Genomic DNA, 20,319 nt, shown 5'->3' on the forward strand with positions numbered 1-20,319 from the left:
CATCAAAAGTATCCTTCCCGCTTCTTCCTCTCCATTGAAGCCGCCTCATCCGTGTCGATGAGGCGCCCCTGCCGCTCCGAAACTCTCGCAATCCGCATTTCGGCGACAATGTCCTCGATCGTCGTGGCGTCCGACTCGATGGCGCCGCTCAGGGGATAGCAGCCGAGCGTACGAAAGCGGATTCTCCGCATCTTAGGGGTCTCGTTGGGCAAGAGCGGGAGCCGCTCGTCGTCCATCATGATCAGGGTGCCGTTCCGATGCACCACCGGCCGGTGCTTCGCAAGGTAGAGAGGGACGACAGGAATTCTTTCGAGCATGATGTATTCCCAAATGTCGAGCTCCGTCCAATTCGACATCGCGAACACCCTCATCGTTTCCCCCTGTCGGATCCGGGTGTTGAAAAGCTTCCAAAGTTCGGGCCGCTGGTTGCGCGGATCCCAGACATGTCCTGCCGAGCGGCACGAAAATATGCGCTCCTTGGCGCGGCTTTTTTCCTCGTCGCGCCGCGCGCCGCCGAATGCCGCATCGAATCCATACAGATCGAGCGCCTGCTTGAGGGCGTCGGTCTTCATAATCTGGGTATGTAGCGTGGAACCTGAGTGGATTGGATTGATACCTTTCGCAAGACCGTCCTTGTTGATGTGAACGATCAGATCGGCTCCGACGCGTCTTACTGTCTCGTCGCGAAAAGTAATCATCTCCCGGAATTTCCAGGTCGTATCGATATGCATCAACGGGAAAGGCAGCTTTGCCGGATAAAACGCCTTCAGCGCAAGGTGCAGCATGACGCTGGAATCCTTGCCGATTGAATAGAGCATCACCGGCCTTTTGAACTCCGCTACTACTTCCCGCATAATTTCGATCGACTCGGCCTCGAGCCGACGCAAATGCCCGGGCAACCTATGCGTTTCGAACCTAATCATGACCCTCGCGTTCATATTGAACACCCTCGAGATCTACCCCGGCGACGGCCGTTGCCCTGCCGGCATTCATGCCATATTTCAGTGCTTGCCCATAAGATCAGTGATCACTCAGCCTCGATGCGAGCAGGATCTCGTGTTCCGCCATATGCACTCTATGGTCGATCCAAAGCAGAGAGACGTCGGCGTCACCATCGCCAAGGGCACAGAAGTGTGGGAACGAGCCCGCGGGCTGTAGCTGACCGACGATAGTTCGATTTCTTGGTTGCTGCCTCAACATCACCTGAGCTCGCTGTGGCGCAAGGCCGTTGCCTGCGGGCGGGGACCGGGGCAGCGCGATCGGTCCATCTTGCTGAGAGGGACGCCGAAGGGCATCTACATGCTTTTCGAGCTTGCAGGCGTCCTTTCCACCAATCAAGAGGTGGTGCGGAGCCGGCAACAAAACCGCCTACAACCGGATTGCGGGCGTCCATAATGACGTACTCCTCGTAGCTTTTCCGACAGGAAACCTACCAAGTTGCTCAATTGCAGGCGTTTTTCCTACCCGGCAGCACCTAAATTGGGGAAATCGATTTTTTGGATGGAATGCATTGACATCGCGGATAGTGACGGTGCGCTCCTTAAGGTCTGGGTCTCGATCTCCTGGTCGCACTCGATGCTCTATGAGCAAATGCGGCATCACGACGGCAGCTCTGGTGGCTTGCACGTGATTTAGTTGATTTGCATCGCGCCGGCTTTTTTTCGGCAGATGCTTCCGCACCAGCAAACCCATCTGATAGCCGCTTGGATCGGTACCGGGAGCATTTGGATCCTGGAAATTTTTAAAGGCTCCGCCGACCTATGGGCGATCTGTTGTCAGGTCTGCTAACCACTAAGTTGCTCGCCCTCACTTGCTGGCACCTTCTCGTCGCGAAGCATGTCTGGTGCGTTTCAAATTTTTGACATTTATCCACTCCGCGCTCATGCAACAGGCTATCCCCGCACGGCTGGGTAAGCGTTACGGCTCGGTCAACTACCAGCCTTGGCAATTGATTGAGATGACGGTCACCTGGCATTTCATGAGCGCCCCGCGTGCCTTCGGGATCCAACTTAAATCTGGCCTCCGAGCCTGATGGGTATGCCGTCTTCTCGCCAGCAGTCATGAAATGCGATCTTTTCATCTCCTGGAACACCATGATGGACTCTCCTTGTGCCCGCGGGCCGCTCACGTGCACGCAAGCTTAATAAACCAAGCGGGTGTGATTGCCGTGCGAGGCCTATTTTGCGGACACTGTGATCGTTCAAAGGAAAGGTCATTCTCAAGCAGGACTCCATCATGAGTGAATTCTTCTGGCGCCTGATGGTGAATGCGGCGAGGCGTTCCCGCTCGCATGAGAATGCCGGGCTTCAGCGGCAGGCTATGAAATCAAGTCCGAGCGGCTTTGGCTGCTGGCGAGGAGCCCTTCGCATGGCGAAGGAATGGCGCCCGAATGCCGGTGCTCGATCGCGCTTTTGCGATGCGGGGTTCGATTCAGATCGAGCCAGCTTGCAGGCTGAGCTCGACCGGACTGCGGCATGACTGCTCTGGATGACAAACGTCGTATCGCGATTCGAGCGGTGATTCCGTTCGTCTTCCGCCACTGGCTGCGCCAGCCATATCGCGCGGCCCTTGTGCTGATTGGCTTCCTCGGTGCGACCGTGGCCGACCTGTTCATGCCGCTCTACTCCGGCTATCTCGTCGATGCGTTGACGTCAGGCCCGTACAACCAGGGTGCGCGACATGCGGCGCTCGCGGCCGTCGGCGGCATCGTCGCACTCGGGCTGGTTTCGATGATCCTGCGCCTCATTGGTCTGCAGGCGATCGTTCCGTTCACGCTCAAGACGATGTCGGATGTGGCGCGCGAGGCGTTCATACGCGTCCAGCGGTTCTCAACCGATTGGCACGCCAACTCTTTCGCCGGTTCGAGCGTGCGGAAGATCACGCGCGGCATGTGGGCGCTCGACCTGCTCAACAGTACCATCCTGAGCTCCCTGTTGCCGTCCCTGACGGTACTGGTCGGTTCGATGATCCTGCTCGGGCTGCATTGGTCTGCGCTCGGTGGCGTGATCGCGATTGGTGCGACATTTTATACCGCGATGACGTTGATATTCTCGGTCCGCTTTATCGCGCCTGCCGCAAGGGTCTCCAACGCCTGGGACACCAAGGTCGGCGGCACGCTGGCCGATGCGTTGACCTGCAATGCAGTGGTAAAATCGTTCGGCGCTGAAGCGCGTGAGGATGCTCGGCTCGCCCGCACCATCAACCGCTGGCGAAAGCGGTTGCTGCGAACCTGGCTGCGTTACAACTACGCCGCGATGTCTCAGCTCTCGCTGCTGTTGTGCCTTCGGGCGTCGGTGATCGGCGGCTCGGTGTTGCTGTGGATGGCGGGGCTCGCCTCACCGGGCGATGTCACTTATGTGCTAACCAGCTACTACGTTATCCACGCGTATCTGCGCGACGTTGGCATGTACATCAACAACCTCCAGCGCTCGGTCGACGACATGGAGGAGCTCGTCGCGATCCATGACGAGCCGATGGGGGTCTTGGACGCACCGGATGCAAGTCCTATCGCCATTGACGGCGGTGAGATCGTATTCGACGACGTCACCTTCCAGTATGGCGGCGACGGGGCGCTCTATGACAAGCTATCGGTTGACTTAAAGGCCGGCGAGCGGGTTGGTCTGGTCGGCCGCTCCGGCTCCGGCAAGACGACCTTCGTCAAGCTGGTGCAGCGGCTCTATGATATCTCGGGCGGGCGCATTCTGATCGACGGTCAGGACATCGCTTTAGCTACGCAGCAATCGCTGCGCAGCCAGATAGCCGTCGTGCAGCAGGAGCCGATCCTGTTCCACCGCTCGCTCGCCGAGAACATCGCCTATGGCCGGCCCGGTGCCGGTATGGCGGCGATCGAGCGCGCGGCGCGGCTTGCCAATGCGCACGAGTTCATCTTGCGCCTGCGCAGAGGCTACGGCACGCTGGTTGGTGAGCGCGGTGTCAAGCTCTCAGGCGGTGAGCGGCAGCGCGTCGCGCTGGCGCGCGCCTTTCTAGCGGATGCGCCGGTGCTGATCCTGGACGAGGCAACCTCAAGCCTCGATTCGGAATCTGAAGCCCTCATCCAAGAAGCGATGGAGCGACTGATGAAGGGCCGCACCTCGATTGTGATCGCACATCGGCTGTCGACGGTGCGCAGCCTCGACCGTATCCTGGTGTTTGATGGCGGCGTTATCGCCGAGCAGGGCACGCATGCTGCCCTAACTAGGCGGCCCGGCGGAATCTATCGGCGGCTGCTCGAGAGTCAAACCACCGAGTTCGGCCGGATCTCTGCGGCAGGCTAGCGAATAGGGATGGCACCGTGACGTCTGTCGTTGAGCTGGGACGCGAAATTGAAGGTTCAGCTAAAGGGAGAGGCCCGCCAGGAGAGGCTCAACCCGTCTGAAGCTCAAACAAGATTGTTGCGAGCTGGTGAGTAGCAGCTCGCAACCTCGGCGCTTCGTCACCAGGCCAAGTGAGGTATCGACACTTTGGTCCCAGGAGAGCGGTATGCGCCAAAGTCCAACTTCATCAAATGATTTCGCGTGTGAGCCAATGACCGATTGGCGGCACAAGGCAGTAGCCGAACATCGGACGAGATGGCAACAAGCGGCCGGGTTGGCTGCAAGTGAGCGGCTTCGGCGAGTGTCATTATACGCGCCGCGCGTCCGGCGCTTCGGCGAGTTGCCGCTTGCGCGGCTGAAATCTGATGGTAGCCGCCGGCACGGGCGGAATTCCTTCAAAATAACCATTTTGCGCCGAATTTCAGCGTCGATGTACAAACCATTGCATCAATCAATATCGACAAGTGGCTACTGTGCAGCGGCAAGGGGCGCGCGTTGATTTCGAGGTGCGCACGTCTGGGCAACAGAGGGCGGTTGCCCTGTGGCGTTTTATCCCAGAAAGCCGCAGCTGCAATAGGCCTCGGTCGGTTGGATAAGACGCTGACGCGCTATGTGCTGAATTCGTTCGTCGTATTTTTCCTCCCGCGACGAACACACACTGGCCGCCCCGTTTGGGGCGGCTTTTTTTTGCGCGCCAGGCATGGCGCGGAGCGCCGAGACTGTCGCGAGTTGACGGGAGTGGTGTCCGGTCGATGACTTGGAGGTTCGTGTCCCTCTACGGAACTTGCTGATCGAAGCCGCTAACCGAACAGCAAGGGTCGTCGCGAGACGGTATTTGAAGGAAGCTGTAAGCAAAGCGCCGGTTCGACGACAGCCCGAGCATATGTGGCGTCCGCATCTGGGCAAGGCTGCCACAAAACCCGAAGCCCGATATTGCCCCGAAGGTGTCGCCCTATGCCGGCCGACCATGATGGGGTGCGCTTGGCCGGCCGCAGAGAGCTCTGGCGCAGCGGCGCACGGTTTCACGGTTTCGCTTGGCAAGCCCGACCAGCTTGGTGATTGCTCGATGCATCAGCCCGCGCGTCGGTCGGAAGCGCAATCGTCTGTGCGCTCGATGGTGCTGGCCAATGTGTGTTCGAGTCTTTGCAGGCAGCAACTGAGTGTCGACGCTTGATTCTGAATGTCTCTGACGCTTGGCGGAGGCTTCAATGCTGGCATGCGGCGATCGCCCAACGCAGATCACGAAATCCCACGGGCGCGATTGAAACTCTATGGCGAATCTCCTGTTCAGAGACACCCCGTCGCCTGCACTCTCGCACTGACCTGCTCCGATGGCGTTGGTAGCAAGGTTTAGCCTCCAACGTAATCGGCTCCCCCTTCATAGATCCGTTTAGCGGTGAATTTTCGCGGCAAAGTAGGGTCAAGCGTAAGCCGTTCTCCTTCGACAGATGGTTTTCCAAAAGCAAACCAGGGAAAAGGCGCTTGACTTACCCGGCTGGTTCATCCACTATGCGATATATAATATTGCATTCCAATAACAGAGGATCCGGCCTTGAATCGGTATATTCTCATCGACAGGCAAGATGCCGTTGCTGTTATCACGCTGAACAGGCCGGAAATCCTCAATGCCTGGCATGCTCCAATGCGGAGCGAGCTCGTTGCTGCCCTTCTGGATCTTCAGCGCGACAAGACAGTCCGTGCGATTATTCTGACAGGGGCGGGGGACCGGGCATTCTGTGCAGGCCAGGATTTCAATGAGGCCAAGACGTTCGACGGTGACACCGGTTCCAAATGGATCGGAGAGTGGGAACGTTTGTACGATGTCATTAGGTCGCTTCCCAAGCCGCTGATCGCCGCTTTGAATGGTGTTGCCGCCGGTTCAGCATTCCAAGTTGCGCTGCTCTGCGATTTCCGGATTGGCCACGCTGGAGTACGGATGGGGCAGCCCGAAATCAATTCAGGCATTGCGAGCGTCACCGGGCCGTGGATCATGCGGGAAATCCTAGGGCTCGCTCGCACCACAGATTTGACCCTCACCGGTCGATTGATGGACGCAACGGAATGCCACTCGATCGGAATCATCAACAAGATTGTTCCAGCGGAAAGTGTCCTTGATGCTTCTCTCTCGCTAGCGCGCGAGCTGGCGGAGAAACCTCCTCTCGCCATGCGCCTAGACAAACAATGGCTTCGCGAGATGACGGAGGTCCGATTCCGCGAGTGTCTCGATGCGGCGGTGCGGATCCATCGCGAGGCCTACGCGTCAGGCGAGACAGCTCGGATGATGGAAAAATTTCTGGCCGAACGTGCAGCCAGGAAGGCCTGACATTCCATGGTCGAGTCCCTTAAAGGCTTTATTACTGACTTCAACGAGAAAGCCGACCAGAATCCGGCCCAAATCTTTGCCAAATTCAACGGTGAGGCGATCACCTTCGCTACGTTGAAGAAGCACTCTGCGACATTTGCGGCGCACTTACGTTTGAGAGGCCTGCAGCCGGGTGATCGTGTCGCTGTGATGATGCGCAATTCGCGGCTGTCGCTCGCCGTAATTTTCGGGATTGCTCGCGCAGGCGCTGTCTGGGTCCCGGTGAATGCTCAGCAGAAAGGCGAGGGGCTCCGCTACATTCTCGACCACAGCGAGCCGAGCCTGCTGGTCTGCGATAGGGAGTTTCTTTCCACGATTGTGGGTTGCCGCGCCAAGATTTCATCTGATGCGTTGATCACGATCGGTGAACCGCATGATGAACGCTCACTCGAGAGAGTTCTGCAGAAGGAATTTTCATTCGCCGACGCTCGACTCGAAGCCGAAGATTTATTCGCAATAATGTATACGTCTGGCACCACCGGAAGACCGAAGGGTGTTCTCGTCACGCATGGCATGTTGCGGCTTGCTGGTGAGGCCGCTCGCATCCTGACGGCGATGAAGCCTGGAGATGTATTCTTCGTTTGGGAGCCGCTCTTCCACATCGGCGGCGCTCAATTAATCACCTTGCCGATAATCGAAGATGTCACCTTAGCCATGATCGATCGTTTCAGCGCGAGCTCTTTCTGGAGCCAGGTACGAAGCGCTGGCGCGACGCACATTCACTATCTGGGCGGCATTTTGCAGATTCTGCTGAAACAGCCAGCAAGCGATCTCGACCTGCAACATTCCGTGCGCATCGCTTGGGGTGGCGGCTGCCCCAAGGACGTTTGGCCAAAGTTCAGGGACCGCTTCGGGGTCGAGATACGGGAATGCTACGGCATGACAGAAGCCTCGAGCATTACCACCTGCAATATCGAGGGCGTGGTCGGGTCGGTAGGCAAGCCGATGCCTTGGTACACCATTGACCTTATAGATGAGAGCGGTAATCCCGCAGCTCCTGGTAGCAGAGGAGAGATTGTTGTTCGATCCTCCTTGGATGGAGCGCTTTTCAAAGGGTACTTCGGCAATCAAGATGCAACCGACAAAGCCCTTGTAGCCGGAGCTCTGCGAACCGGCGACTCGGGCACCTTGGATACCGAAGGAAATCTCTGGTTCCACGGGCGCATCACTGACAGCGTCAGATGCAAGGGCGAGAACGTGTCGGCTTGGGAGGTTGAGCACGTAGCGGCCAGTCATCCTGCTGTCGAAGATTGCGCAATGATCGGTGTCACCGCGGACGTCGGCGAACAGGATATCAAGCTGTTCGTGAAAGCCAAGAAAGGCAAGTCAATCGAACCGGAACGTCTATCTGGCTGGCTTTCTGAACGTCTGGCGTCCTATCAGAACCCGCGCTACATCGAATTCGTCAGTGAGTTCGAGCGAACTCCAAGTCAAAGGATCATGAAGCATCTGCTTCCGAAAGACTTGGACAATTGTTGGGATCGGGTGGCGGCGCGACAATCAGCTCGGCTTTAGGTGTGCTCAGCGGCCCCCGCGGGGTGTGAAAAATGGCGCCACGACCTTGTGTTTCGAAATGAGAGCGGCGACTGCGAAGGGAAGGGCTAAATGGTTGGCAAGTCACTATCGACAGTGGCCGATCGTTTGATACTCGTCGGCTGCGGCAATATGGGTTATGCGCTTTTGAGCGGCTGGCTAGGCTCAAAAGCACTCGATCCGAAGAAAGTGCATGTAGTTGAGCCGGTCGTCAGCCTTCGCGAGCGAGCGGCACGATTGGGAACCAACGTACATGAGACGCCGGAGAGCCTACCAGACGAGGCCGATCTGGTTGTCTTCGCTTTAAAACCTCACGCAATAACAGCAGAAGCCCCGGCTTATCGTCATTTTTGCGAACGAGCTGTTTTCGTTAGTATTGCGGCGGGTATGACCATCGGGGTGTTGGGGGCACTCCTTGGAAAGGCGCGTGTGATACGGGCGATGCCCAATACTCCTACCGCAATCGGGAAGGGGTCGACGATTGTCTTCCCAGATAGCAGCATTCAGGAGCTAGAGCTAAACACGGTGGCGTCCCTGTTTGCTGCCGGCGGCCCTGTACACAAGGTGGATAGCGAGCGTTTGTTGGACGCTGCCACAGCTATCAGCGGTTCCGGCCCAGCCTATATCTTCTATTTGATGGAGTGCCTTACGACAGCCGCTTATGAACTTGGCCTTCCAAGAGACCTCGCCATGAAGCTCGTTAAGGAGACTGTTTACGGCGCCGGCGCCCTGGCCTTGCACACCGAAAACGAGCCGGCCCAACTCCGGCGACAAGTGACAAGCCCCAAAGGGACGACAGAAGCGGCGCTCTCGCTGTTAACGGCAGGAGACGAGTTCTTGTCTCTCATTCGCCGCGCGACGAAAGCGGCTTTCGATAGATCAAAATCCCTTTCGGTGAATGCGTAAATACCCGCGCAATCAGTCCTCCCCGGCGACTTGGCTGTCGTCGTGAATATTCCGGCGACAGCCACTTTTTTTCGAGCAGCAAGTTTGACTGAAAACGCGTCTGGGGCTGGCAAATGGGAACGGGGACGAGCAATGAACACCGCCGTAAGAGTTCAATCGCAGGCGACAAGCCGTCTTTCGTTCTTGGATAGTGTCGAATCATACGTGGATGGTACGCTCACTCAGCGCTCCCTCCCTGAAGGACTGGCCGAATGCATCCAAGCGCTGCAGCCTACCCCATTGTGCTGGGCCGCATCGCCGAAGCCTCCAAGGCAATCGGCAATCTGACATATTCAGAGGATCTTTCGTGCAAACCTCAAGGCAGAGAAGCTGCGACGCAGAACCTGGGCAAGTCTTCGCCGCGTTCGCTCCACCAATCCGTCCTCAGTCGCCCCTCCGCAAGGCCATTACGGCCGCGTACCGCCGGCCTGAAACGGAGTGTCTGCCGCCGCTGGTGGAAGCTGCCAAACTGCTGCCGCGCTGAAGGCCGACGTCGAAAAGATAGCGCGCAGGTTGGTCGACGCGCTCCGGGCCAAGCACAGGGGCAGCGGCGTTGAGGGGCTGGTGCACGAATACTCGCTCTCCAGCCAGGAGGGCGTGGCGCTGATGTGCCTTGCCGAGGCGCTGCTGCGCATTCCAGATGTCGAGACTCGGGATGCTCTGATCCGGGATAAGATCGCCGAAGGTGACTGGCGCTCGCATCTGGGGGTAGCAAGTCCCTCTTCGTCAATGCCGCGACCTAGTCGTGACCGGCAAACTCACCTCGACAGTCCGATCGCGGCCTGACGGCAGCGCTGACGCGCCTGATCGCGCGCGCCGGCGAGCCTGTGATCCGTCGCGGTGTCGATATGGCAATGCGCTTGATGGGCGAGCAGTTTGTCACCGGCGAGACGATCGAGGAGGCCTTGAAGCGTTCCCGTCCGCTCGAAGACCGCGGCTTCCGATATCCCTATGATATGCTCGGCGAAGCCGCAACCACCGCGGCCGATGCCGAGCGCTACTAGCGCGACTACGAAGCGGCAATCCATGCCATTGGCAAGGCATCAGCGGGCAGAGGGATCTACGAGGGGCCAGGCATCTCCATCAAGCTTTCGGCGCTGCATCCACGCTATTCTCGCGCCCAGTCCGGTCGCATCATGGGCGAGCTCCTGCCGCGCGTGAAGCAATTGGCGCTCTTGGCCAAAAAATACGATATAGGACTCAACATTGATGCCGAAGAAGCAGATCGTCTCGAACTATCTCTCGATCTACTGGAAGACCTAAGTCTCGACGAGGACCTGAGTAGCTGGAATGGTCTCGGCTTCGTGGCCCAGGCTTATGGCAAGCGTTGCCCCTTCGTGCTCGATTACGTCATCGATCTCGCTCGCCGAGCCGGCCGACGCATGATGGTGCGTCTGGTCAAGGGCGCCTACTGGGATGCTGAGATCAAACGCGCCCAGCTCGATGGCCTTGAGGGCTTTCCGGTCTATACTCGCAAAGTGCACACAGACGCCGCCTATATCGCGTGCGCCCACAAGCTGCTCTACGCCGAAGATGCCGTCTTCCCCCAGTTCGCGACCCATAACGCCCAGACGTTGGCGACGATCTATCAACTGGCCGGCCCGGATTTCCGGGTCGGCAAATACGAGTTCCAGTGCTTGCACGGCATGGGAGAGCCGCTTTATGAGGAGGTGGTAGGCAAGGGTCATCTCGATCGACCCTGCCGGATCTACGCTCCGGTCGGCACGCATGAAACACTGCTCGCCTATCTCGTGCGCCGTCTGCTTGAGAACGGCGCCAATTCGTCGTTTGTGATTCGCATTTCCGATCCTGCGGTGTCGGTAGACGACCTCGTGACCGATCCGGTTGACGTCGTGGAGGCAATGCCGATCGGTGGGCATGCCGCACGACCAGATTTCCCTACCGGGCGCACTCTACGGCAAGGGATCGTACCAATTCGAGCGGCATTGACCTTTCCAACGAAACGGTGCTTGCGGACCTGTCGAAGAAGCTCTCCGACACCGTTGCGATCCGATGGCATGCCGTACCCGAGCTGGCCGACGGACCGGGTGCCGGCACGACGCGGCCGATCACCAACCCGGCGGATCAAACCGACATTGTTGGTTTCGTGACCGAGCTTGAAGCGAGCGACGCATCTTATGTCGTCGACATGGCTGCCAAGGCCGCGGCGGCATGGGCGGCGGTACCGCCGGTGCAGCGCGCCGCCAGCCTCGAACGGGCTGCTGATCTGATGCAAAATCGCATTGAAACTCTCATGGTTATAGTCATGCGCGAGGCCGGCAAGTCCGCGGCGAACGCCATCGGCGAAGTACGTGAAGCGATCGATTTCCTGCGCTACTACGCCGATCAGGCGCGGCGGACACTCGGGCCGTCGCATGTGCCGCTCGGCATCGTCGTCTGTATCAGCCCGTGGAATTTCCCGCTGGCGATCTTTATCGGCCAGGTCGCGGCGGCACTGGTCGCCGGCAACGCGGTGGTCGCTAAGGCTGCGGAAGAGACCCCAATCATCGCACATGAAGGGATGAAGGTCCTTTACGAAGCCGGGATTCCTCGCGGTGCATTACAATTTACGCCTGGGGGCGGGAGCCTTGGCGCCGCGCTGGTCGCGGCATCCGATACGGCAGGCGTGATGTTCACCGGCTCAACTGAAGTGGCGCCTGATCCAGGCCCAGTTAAGCGAGCGGCTTTCGGCGACTGGCAAGCCGATCCCGCTGATCGCCGAGACAGGTGGGCAGAACGCGATGATTGTCGATTCCTCCGCTCTTGTGGAGCAGGTCGTGAGCGATGTCATCGCTTCCGCCTTCGACAGCGCCGGCCAGCGCTGTTCGGCTCTACGCGTGCTTTGCCTGCAAGAGGGCATCGCCGACCGCACGCTCACCATGCTCAATGGCGCCTCTCCAGGAACTGTCGATTGGCCGTACCGATCGTCTCAGCATCGATATCGGGCCGGTGATCACGGCGGCCAAACAGACAATCGAGCAGCATATTGAGCGCATGCGCGCACTTGGATGCAAGGTCGAGCAATTGGCGTTGCCCCAAGCGAGCGCTGGCGGCACCTTCGTTTCTCCAACAATCGTTGATCTAAAGCAGATGTCGGACCTGCAGCGTGAAGTCTTCGGCCCCGTGCTGCATGTCCTCCGCTACCAGCGCGTGGATCTCGATCGCCTGATCGATGACATAAATAATTCAGGCTATGGCTTGACCTTCGGCCTGCATACGCGCCTCGACGAAACGATCGCGCATGTGACAAGCCGCATCAGGGCCGGTAATCTTTACGTCAATCGCAACATCATCGGTGCGGTGGTGGGCGTTCAACCTTTCGGTGGCCGTGGCCTTTCGGGTACCGGCGCCGAAGGCGGGCGGGCCGCTCTTTATCGGCCGGTTGGTGCAGCGCGCTCCCATTCCGCCGCAGCACAGCTCCATTTATACCGATCCTGCGGTACGCGAATTCGCTAACTGGCTTGGGAGGAAGGGCCACAATGCCGAAGCCGAAGCTGCACGCGAACTCGCCCTAATCTCCGCTTTAGGTCTTGAGAAGGAAATGGTTGGACCGGTCGGCGAGCGCAACCTTTACGCACTCCATCCACGTGGCCGTATCCTGTTGGTGCCGACGACCACCAAAGGTCTTTTCCGGCAACTTTCGGCGGCGCTCACGACCGGCAATGAAGTGGTGATCGACAAGGCCTCCGAACTCGAGGGCGCACTTGCGTCACTGCCTGCATCGGTCGCGGCGCGGATTTCTTGGAGCTCCGATTGGGAGGCCGACGGTCCCTTCGCCGGAGCACTGGTTGAAGGTAACTCGAAAACTGTGCGCGAAACCAACAAGAAGATCGCTGGCCTCAAGGGGCCGCGTTTCCCCGTACAGTCCGCAACCACTGACGAGTTGGCAAATGACAATGGGGCCTATTGCCTGAACTGGCTACTGGAAGAGGTCTCGACGTCAACTAACACAGCGGCGGCGGGCGGAAATGCTGGCCTGATGACGATTGGCTGACGCCCTCGACGCGTGCGCTCCTTCATAAAGGCGCCCGTGCTTTCGCGCGGTGATTTTCGGAGGCCTGCTTACACGTCCCGAAAGCGGGAAGACAGGAGGCAGCCGGAAGCGTGCGTCCGCCGCGGTAAGGAATAGCACAGCCCGCTAAAATGGCCGGCGTCGTCTGGGCACTAAACAAGCCCAGAGCATGCGAAAGCCGAACCAAGGAACTTGGTTAGAACTCCTGTCTCCGCAGAGCGCGTGTCACCGTACCCGGCGACGGCATGCTCGGCGTACCATTCATTTCAACGGCGCGGCTGGCGGCCCAAATACGAGCTGCCAAGATTGCCTCGGCTAGGGTCGGGCCACGAAAACCGGGGTTAAGGGTGGCTCCATGGTCGCTCGCCAGCGCTATGCTTTTGGCAAGCGAGCGACAGGGGCTCCGAGGGGATGGCTCGGCCGGTTCCCATGATCAATTTTGCTGAACTTGACGCACAGAACTGTTACAGCAACCATCATTTTAAGGCTGGTGCGAGCGCTGACCGGTGAGCGTCACGAGGCCTGGCTCGAGGACCATCGCTATCTCAACATGGATCTGTTGAAGGAGCACAAGAAGGAGGCGTTACGCCAGGCGGCCTGACGATGCTCAGGCCCACCAAGGGGATGCACGCTACCCCTCTCCGCCGCCGTAACGAAATGCACGAAACGTGGTGCATTTCGCGACCTAACGGCAGATGAGGCAACCGCCTGATCGCCATTCCGGCCAATGCCTGTTCGAACACGTCGAGTAACTAAGCCCGGCTGAGTTGGTACGGAGCAACCATTAGCTGACGATGCGATCGGCAACGAGCGAATGTTAGCGGAGGTTTGTCTCGGTAAGGTTGGTGCAGTTTGCGCCCGCGGGATCTCGTGGTTCGCTTGGAACAGAGGGGATTGGCAGCAACTCATCGCGTCAGGTGGTCTTTATGCGCCGCGGCATGGCAGCCTGCAGCTCGGGCTGCTCTCGGCCCGCTATGAGAAGGCGCGCCGGGGCGAGTTCATACACTCGACCGCGATGAACGTGTCATCGTACCGTCGTCCGGAAGCTGGGAACTACCTCGCGAGGGAAGGAGGCGTAGCAGTCTCGATCGCGCCACGGAATAGGACGCCCTCTATGCCGAATTGTCCCTTGGGTTCACCAGCGGTATCTGGATGATTTCGCCTGAAGACTCGGATTGGAGAGCCTCAAATCACCGCTGGATGCCGAGTTCTTCAAGCGCCTTGCGGATATCGGCGCTTAGCTGTTGCCGCTGGCTCCAGCTGCGCCCGCCGATCAACCCGCCGTCGACCACCAGATCGTGGCCGTTGACGAAGGTGGATTCGTCGCTGGCCAGGTACAGTGCCGCATAGGCGATATCTTCGGCTTGACCCGCTCGCGGGATCGGCTGCGCTGTCTTGCTCAACTCGCGCAATACAGGCCTCGCCTTCTCAGCGGCTTCGGTCGACATGCCCATGCCGGTCGGGATCATGCCGGGGGAGATCGAATTGACGCGGACGCCGGCTTCCCCCAGTTCCACGGCGACACATTTGGTGAGATTGATCACTGCGGCCTTGGCGGCGCTGTAGTCCATGTACGCGGAAACGGCCTGATGACCAGCGACGCTACCGGTATTGATGATGCTGCCAGAGCCCTGCCTTTTCATGTAGGGCGCGGCGTGTTTCATGCCGAGCATGACACTGCGCACATGCGACGCCATGATGAGGTCGAAGCGCTCGACTCCCATTGCCTCGATGCCGCTGGTCTGCCCTAGAATGCCGGCGTTATTGAACAGGCAATCGATGCGGCTGAACCTCTCGACCGCAAGCGCAATCAGCGCCTTGACCTGTTCCTCCACCGTGACGTCAGTCTGGCGAAAGATGCAGTTCCTGCCCAGCCGCTTGGCCAGGGCCTCGCCTTCGGGAATGCGGCGGCCCGCAACGACGATTTTCGCGCCCTCTGCCGCAAAGATTTCCGCAGTGCGGAGGCCGATGCCACTGGTAGCCCCCGTGATCACCGCGACCTTGCCATCGAGCCGTCCCATGTCGTTCCCCTGTCGTTGCAAACGTGATTCGAACTGAAGCAGGAAAGCATCTCCCCGCCGACACCTCGATGGGAGCGCCATTCATCTCAAGGCGGCTTCCGGAGCCTATCTCAAGCGATCTTTAGCTAGAACCGGCCCCCGAAGGCCAAAGTTAACGCTGGCCTCTTCACGCCACAGTGCCGGCATATAGGGCGTCGCGGTACGTTTCTGCTGGTTCGCTACTTTCGCCGGCCTTTCGATCTGCTGATACGGTAAGAGTTGACAGCCGATGCTTCACTGCATGGAACGTCGCGTCCCAATCGCACCCTCGTTTAGTTCTCCATCCCCAACCAGCACATCGGTGAAGATGCGTCTCAGTTGTCCGGTGGCTGGAGCCATACGCGACGGCTATCGGCAGCCCATGGCGAGCTTCCCCGTGGTGGCCTCACGATTCCCTGGCATGCTGAGCTGGCAGAGAAAGTCGTCGTACAGCATAGGAAGAACTTCAATTATCGAGAATGCGGGATCGATATGTCCGCCGACGCGCCGTTTCAGGAACTCTCCCAAAAATCTCCAGCGCATAGCCTTTGATCGGGAGTCAGGGTTAGCGCCTATCGCCGGCTGGTGGTCGACGGTTGTGGCTTGCTTCATATCGCCTCGGTGGATATCGCGTCCAGTTCGCTGGTAGCTATTATTACCTATCTTCATTTCTGCGCACCTATCATTCCTAGTGGGCTGACTCGAGCGTTCGAGGTCGGCGCCAGGCGGCCATCGTCTTTTCAGGCCGCTCGATTATTCTCTGCAAGCCGCAATCGTACGAAGAAACGTCCAGACGGTTTCCGGTAACTGAACGTCTCGCCCCTCGAACCGCTCCTACCGCGTCGGAGCAAGCTGGCCGAAATGCAGCGTGCGGAATTGAAGGCCAGTTCTGATGCCGCCCAACCGATGCCACAGCTGGGTTGATGGCAGCCAGCAGCTTTCCGAGTTCACGCGGGATTCGCGGAAGCTCATCCTTCATCGCTCCCCGCTCGATTCGCAGTTGGTTCTCAAACGCGACCTATGGCTGCGCGCGTCAAACTGGACAGTCCAATTTGGGATACGTTGCGCATTTCTAGGGAGCCTCAGACCGAGGATGTGCACGGCGGAACTCTTCGGCGGTTGATAGGCGGCGCTTGCTGCGTTTACTCGTTCGATTTAAACATTTCCTCGGCGACACTAGATCGTTTGATCGAAAAGTGAAAACGAACTTGTTATCTGGAAGAAAGCTGCACGCCTTTACCAATCCATGTCTGCATAGATCGCGCGGGGCGTTCGGGGGACCGGCCCCGAAGGCGGGCAGGCCGCTCTATATCGGCCGGTTGATGCAGCGCGCTCCTATTCCGCCGCAGCACAGCTCCATTCATACCGATCCTGCGGTATGCGACTGGCTTTAAACTGAACCAACAGGAGAATCGCAGGCCTCAAAGGGCCGCTAGTCGTGATGCAGTCGGCAACCACTGACGAGTTGGCCTACAATAATGAAATTTATTGCCTGAACTGGCTGCTGGAAGAGGTCTCGACGTCAATCAACACTACGGCGGCGGGCGGCAATGCTAGTCTGATGACGATTGGGTAACCCAAGCTGAGCGCCGATTACGTAGGGACGCTCTGAGCAATTGTGTCGAACCAGGGGGGCGCGCATAGCGCGAGGCCGCATTCTGTTGGCAAGCGGCCCGGCCGCTCGCGTCGTGAATCCAAGTGGACGGTTCGTTGTTCTTTATCTCGAACAGCCGGTCTTTTTGCCCGTCGAACAGCAATTTGCAGATACTAATCCGGGCCGCAGGAGTACTTGTCTAGAACTCAGTGTGGGCCACGCACATTCTTGCTGACATCGATTCGTATGTCGAAGTTAGGTTAAGGGTTAATGCAGCTTATGTCCGCCTGTATTGGGAAACAACTTTGGACATTTGCCGAGCGATCTCGACTGTGATCGGGCTAAGTTCCGCTTCCACTCTCTCGGGAGTCCAATTGGCCGTCGAAGCTGCGATGTTAACAGCAGCTACAACCCTGTTGTCATAGCCAAACACCGGCGCAGCCGTCGAGATGTCCCCAAGCATCGCCTCCTGATTGGCGATGGCAAAGCCTTCTTGACGCACCTTTTCCAATTCCTTGAGAAGCTTTTGCCGACTGGTCATGGTGTGGGGGGTAATCGCGAGAAGGCTCGAGCCTTTTAAAATGGCGTTGGCGGAGTCGGCATCGAGGTTCGCCAGGATCGCGCGCCCTGGCGCCGTCGCGAAAGCGGGAAGGCGCGCCCCAACCGTCACGTACGAGCTCATCACGTTCCTGCTGGGGACACGAGAGATAAATATGATATCGGATCCGTCGAGCTCGGTCAGGTTGACGGTTTCCTGCGATCGTTTGTTGGCCTCGAGCAAGTACGGAAAAGTTGCTTCGACTATCGGATTGCTCCGCAGATATGCGTTTCCGATGTCCATAGCCCGCGCCGAAAGCGAATACTGCCGGGTTGTCTCACTGTGGGTTAGGTATCTCAGCGCCCGCAGTGTGTAGAGCACTCGTTGGGTTGCGCTTTTATTTAGCCCGGATGCCTCCGAGACTTCCGCAAGAGTCATCGGTCGTGGGTTCGCACAAAAGGTATCAAGGACAAGGAGCCCCTTCTCGATCGTTCCGAGATAGAGCCGTTCGTCAATGTCCGCCTTAGCAAACGGAGCAGGCGAATTGAGTCCTGTCCGGCTCTTGCTCCTCTTCTCGAGCATCGTCTTTCCATCCTTCTCGCAATGCGGTTCTGCATATTGCTATTCAATGCGCGTGTAAAGGCCGGCCAACAACCGGTCTGGCCCGGCAAATTTCGACTTGACGGTCAAAAATCAATATGTAATATTGGATAACAATATAGAAGGACGTTTGACCATTCAGGAGGAGTTCTAGGAGAGTACGCTTCGTTGAATGAGAGATATCTCGCTTCAAGAAAACCGAAGGCACTTGAGCTCGCCGATATCCGACCAGCTCATAACAACATCTCATTCAAGTGCGGAGTACGGGGCTTATCTGCCGGCATCTGTTAGTTCATCAACGCACGCGAAGGCGTGAGTGATGTCAATCTGCATGTCCATCGGAAGCGCTTCCGAAATCCAAAGTTCGAAAACATGAAAACGCCGGTTCATCCAATGACTCGTTCAGTAATTCAGCATCCCTTGGCTGCGCTCGTGAACAAAGTGCGGGAGGCGATGCCCCGCGCGACATGTTCGCAGCTATTGGACTTAAGCCGAGACCGCTTACTGACCATTCGCGGTACCGACACGCGAGAGCGGACAACACCATTGGCTCGTCCGAGTCGAAGGCGAGGCATCCGGAATTTCATTCGCGCAATCCGCAAGCCAATAGCTCGAAACCACGTCCCTCACGAACGTCTGCTCATGCTCAAATGAATCGCTCGATCGATCTCAAGGTGCAATCGCTGTTCATGTCGCCGGCGGCGTTGGTTGCGGCCGGCATAATACTGCCACCGCTTTGCTACGTCCTTATTACAAGTTTTCAGGGCGATACCGGCCCGCTCTCTGCGTACAAACTCATTGTCGAAAGCAGCTTGTTTAGACAAACACTCGCCACGACCCTTGGCGTTGCGTCAATTTCATCCGTTCTCAGCCTGATACTAGGATACATCGTCGCCCTTCACTTGGCGAGGCAGCACCCGAATCGACGGACCGTGCTGATGGTCCTCATTCTCCTGCCTTTCTGGACTAGCATTTTGGTCAAGTGCTTCGCTTTCACCATCATCTTGGGTCGACACGGCATCATAAACAATCTCCTTAGCTGGGCCTCAGGGTTCGACGTGCAGCTGCCGCTTGTTCTGAATCGCGTCGGATTATTCGTCGGGATGACCAATTTTCTGGTTCCGCTCGTCGTCCTTCCGGTGCTCGCAAGTCTGCTCGCGATCGACAGTACTCTCTACAGAGCTGCGTCCGTGATGGGTGCGAAACCAGCAAGGATGTTTTGGACTGTTACCGTCCCCCTAAGCGTCCCGGGAGTCGTTGCAGGCTTGCTGAGCGTTTTTGTTATGTCTTTGGGGGCGTTTGTCATCCCCGCGCTCCTCGGCGGTCCTCAAGATCAAATGCTCTCCAACCTAGTCGATTTCTACAATCGTCAGGTTCTCGACTGGCCGAAAGCATCCGCAATAAGCGTAATCTTGCTCGCACTAGCTTCAATCTTCATCGTTCCGATGGCGCTTTGGCGTCGACGTAAGATCTAAGAGCTTGTCATGGCGAACTCAGTGCTCGATCCCCTCTCGCGGCGGTATCGCTTCGTTGGCTCTAGCCTCGCGACTGTTGTCTACATCTTCTTGCTCGCGCCAGTTGTTGTTACAATTCCTATGGCATTTGGACCAACGAACGCGCTCGAATTTCCGCCCTCGACGTACTCGCTTGATCTGTTCAGGATTCTCTTTACCTCCGATAGTTGGTTGTTGCCGCTATATACGAGCCTAAAGGTCGCGATTTTCTCGACATGTGCGGCTCTCTTTGTTGGCCTGCCTTCGGCATATTGGATCGCGCGCTATGAGTTCTTGGGTAAGCTCCTGATTTCTGGTGTGTTGATTAGCCCATTGGTCATTCCCGCCATCGTCTCGGGGTTGGGTATTTACTTGTACTTCGCGTATATCCGCATTGGCGGGACCACGCTGTCGCTGGTTCTGGGCCATGTGATGGTGACGCTACCGTATGTAATCGTAATGATTATTGCGGGTGTGCAGAAGCTGGACCGAAACTTGGAGTTTGGTGCTGAGCTTATGGGTGCAAATCCCATTCGCATGTTCTTTACGGTCGTCATCCCTGAGCTCGTTCCATCTCTGATAAGCGCCGCGTTCTTTGCGTTTCTGCTTTCGTTTGACGAGGTGATCATCTCTTGGTTCCTCACAGGCAGCGATACCGTGACGCTGCCAGTTAAGATGTATAGCGCTCTTGAATGGGAGGTCTCTCCAGTCATCGCGGCCGTATCGGCCTTGCTGACGGCGTTGTCCTTACTCGCATGCATCGTGACTATTGGCCTGAGGAAATCTTCGGGTGAGGAAGTCTCTTGAGCAAAGAACACAAAATCGCAAGTCCGCTCTGCGGCAGACTTGAGCTCAGACATTCACCTGGGCAGCAGCATGGATTCTGGGAG

General features: G+C 57.9%; 9 protein-coding genes and 1 pseudogene. 7 read left to right on the forward strand and 3 right to left on the reverse strand.

The annotated features are described in order from the left end of the window. Positions 1–2: 2 nt before the first annotated feature. A complete protein-coding gene (gene cysD / locus AOQ71_RS20110) occupies positions 3–923 on the reverse strand; it encodes a sulfate adenylyltransferase subunit CysD (RefSeq protein ID WP_057749878.1) in 921 nt (306 codons plus the stop codon). A gap of 1,551 nt (positions 924–2,474) precedes the next feature. Here cysD and AOQ71_RS20120 point away from each other — a divergent pair. The 5 genes and pseudogenes from AOQ71_RS20120 to putA all read left to right on the forward strand — a co-directional run bounded on the left by AOQ71_RS20120 (position 2,475) and on the right by putA (position 13,147). Further along, on the forward strand, positions 2,475–4,274 hold the full coding sequence (locus tag AOQ71_RS20120; protein ID WP_057749829.1) for an ABC transporter ATP-binding protein: 1,800 nt from the start codon (positions 2,475–2,477) through the stop codon (positions 4,272–4,274). 1,591 nt (positions 4,275–5,865) lie between these two features. Continuing rightward, the gene (locus tag AOQ71_RS20125) at positions 5,866–6,636 is read left to right on the forward strand and encodes an enoyl-CoA hydratase/isomerase family protein (protein WP_057749832.1); all 771 of its coding nucleotides are present in this window, start codon (positions 5,866–5,868) and stop codon (positions 6,634–6,636) included. A gap of 6 nt (positions 6,637–6,642) precedes the next feature. Beyond that, on the forward strand, positions 6,643–8,190 hold the full coding sequence (locus tag AOQ71_RS20130; RefSeq protein WP_057749835.1) for a class I adenylate-forming enzyme family protein: 1,548 nt from the start codon (positions 6,643–6,645) through the stop codon (positions 8,188–8,190). Positions 8,191–8,280: 90 nt separating this feature from the next. After that, the gene (gene proC, locus AOQ71_RS20135) at positions 8,281–9,114 is read left to right on the forward strand and encodes a pyrroline-5-carboxylate reductase (protein WP_057749838.1); all 834 of its coding nucleotides are present in this window, start codon (positions 8,281–8,283) and stop codon (positions 9,112–9,114) included. Positions 9,115–9,460: 346 nt separating this feature from the next. Beyond that, positions 9,461–13,147: pseudogene (gene putA, locus AOQ71_RS49755) on the forward strand (trifunctional transcriptional regulator/proline dehydrogenase/L-glutamate gamma-semialdehyde dehydrogenase). 1,208 nt (positions 13,148–14,355) lie between these two features. Here the strand turns inward: putA and AOQ71_RS20145 are convergent. Together AOQ71_RS20145 and AOQ71_RS20155 are read right to left on the reverse strand one after the other, a co-directional pair. Next, a complete protein-coding gene (locus AOQ71_RS20145; protein ID WP_057749841.1) occupies positions 14,356–15,186 on the reverse strand; it encodes an SDR family NAD(P)-dependent oxidoreductase in 831 nt (276 codons plus the stop codon). A gap of 1,889 nt (positions 15,187–17,075) precedes the next feature. Further along, positions 17,076–17,918 (reverse strand): IclR family transcriptional regulator, encoded by an 843-nt coding sequence (locus AOQ71_RS20155; RefSeq protein ID WP_057749847.1) that lies wholly within the window; start codon positions 17,916–17,918, stop codon positions 17,076–17,078. 668 nt (positions 17,919–18,586) lie between these two features. Here AOQ71_RS20155 and AOQ71_RS20160 point away from each other — a divergent pair. Further along, positions 18,587–19,411 carry an ABC transporter permease gene (locus tag AOQ71_RS20160; protein WP_057749850.1) on the forward strand — a complete coding sequence of 275 codons (825 nt, stop codon included), beginning with the start codon at positions 18,587–18,589 and terminating at the stop codon, positions 19,409–19,411. Between the two features lie 9 nt (positions 19,412–19,420). Further along, positions 19,421–20,236 (forward strand): ABC transporter permease, encoded by an 816-nt coding sequence (locus AOQ71_RS20165; protein WP_057749853.1) that lies wholly within the window; start codon positions 19,421–19,423, stop codon positions 20,234–20,236. Positions 20,237–20,319 lie beyond the last annotated feature (83 nt).

Origin of the sequence: Bradyrhizobium manausense (assembly GCF_001440035.1) — a bacterium.
GTDB lineage: Bacteria > Pseudomonadota > Alphaproteobacteria > Rhizobiales > Xanthobacteraceae > Bradyrhizobium > Bradyrhizobium manausense.

Coding starts and splice junctions, on each gene's coding strand:
- AOQ71_RS20120 (WP_057749829.1), top strand. CDS start 2,475: ATGACTGCTCTGGATGACAAACGTCGTATCGCGATTCGAGCGGTGATT.
- AOQ71_RS20165 (WP_057749853.1), top strand. CDS start 19,421: ATGGCGAACTCAGTGCTCGATCCCCTCTCGCGGCGGTATCGCTTCGTT.
- AOQ71_RS20155 (WP_057749847.1), bottom strand. CDS start 17,918: ATGCTCGAGAAGAGGAGCAAGAGCCGGACAGGACTCAATTCGCCTGCT.
- proC (WP_057749838.1), top strand. CDS start 8,281: ATGGTTGGCAAGTCACTATCGACAGTGGCCGATCGTTTGATACTCGTC.
- cysD (WP_057749878.1), bottom strand. CDS start 923: ATGATTAGGTTCGAAACGCATAGGTTGCCCGGGCATTTGCGTCGGCTC.
- AOQ71_RS20130 (WP_057749835.1), top strand. CDS start 6,643: ATGGTCGAGTCCCTTAAAGGCTTTATTACTGACTTCAACGAGAAAGCC.
- AOQ71_RS20145 (WP_057749841.1), bottom strand. CDS start 15,186: ATGGGACGGCTCGATGGCAAGGTCGCGGTGATCACGGGGGCTACCAGT.
- AOQ71_RS20160 (WP_057749850.1), top strand. CDS start 18,587: ATGAATCGCTCGATCGATCTCAAGGTGCAATCGCTGTTCATGTCGCCG.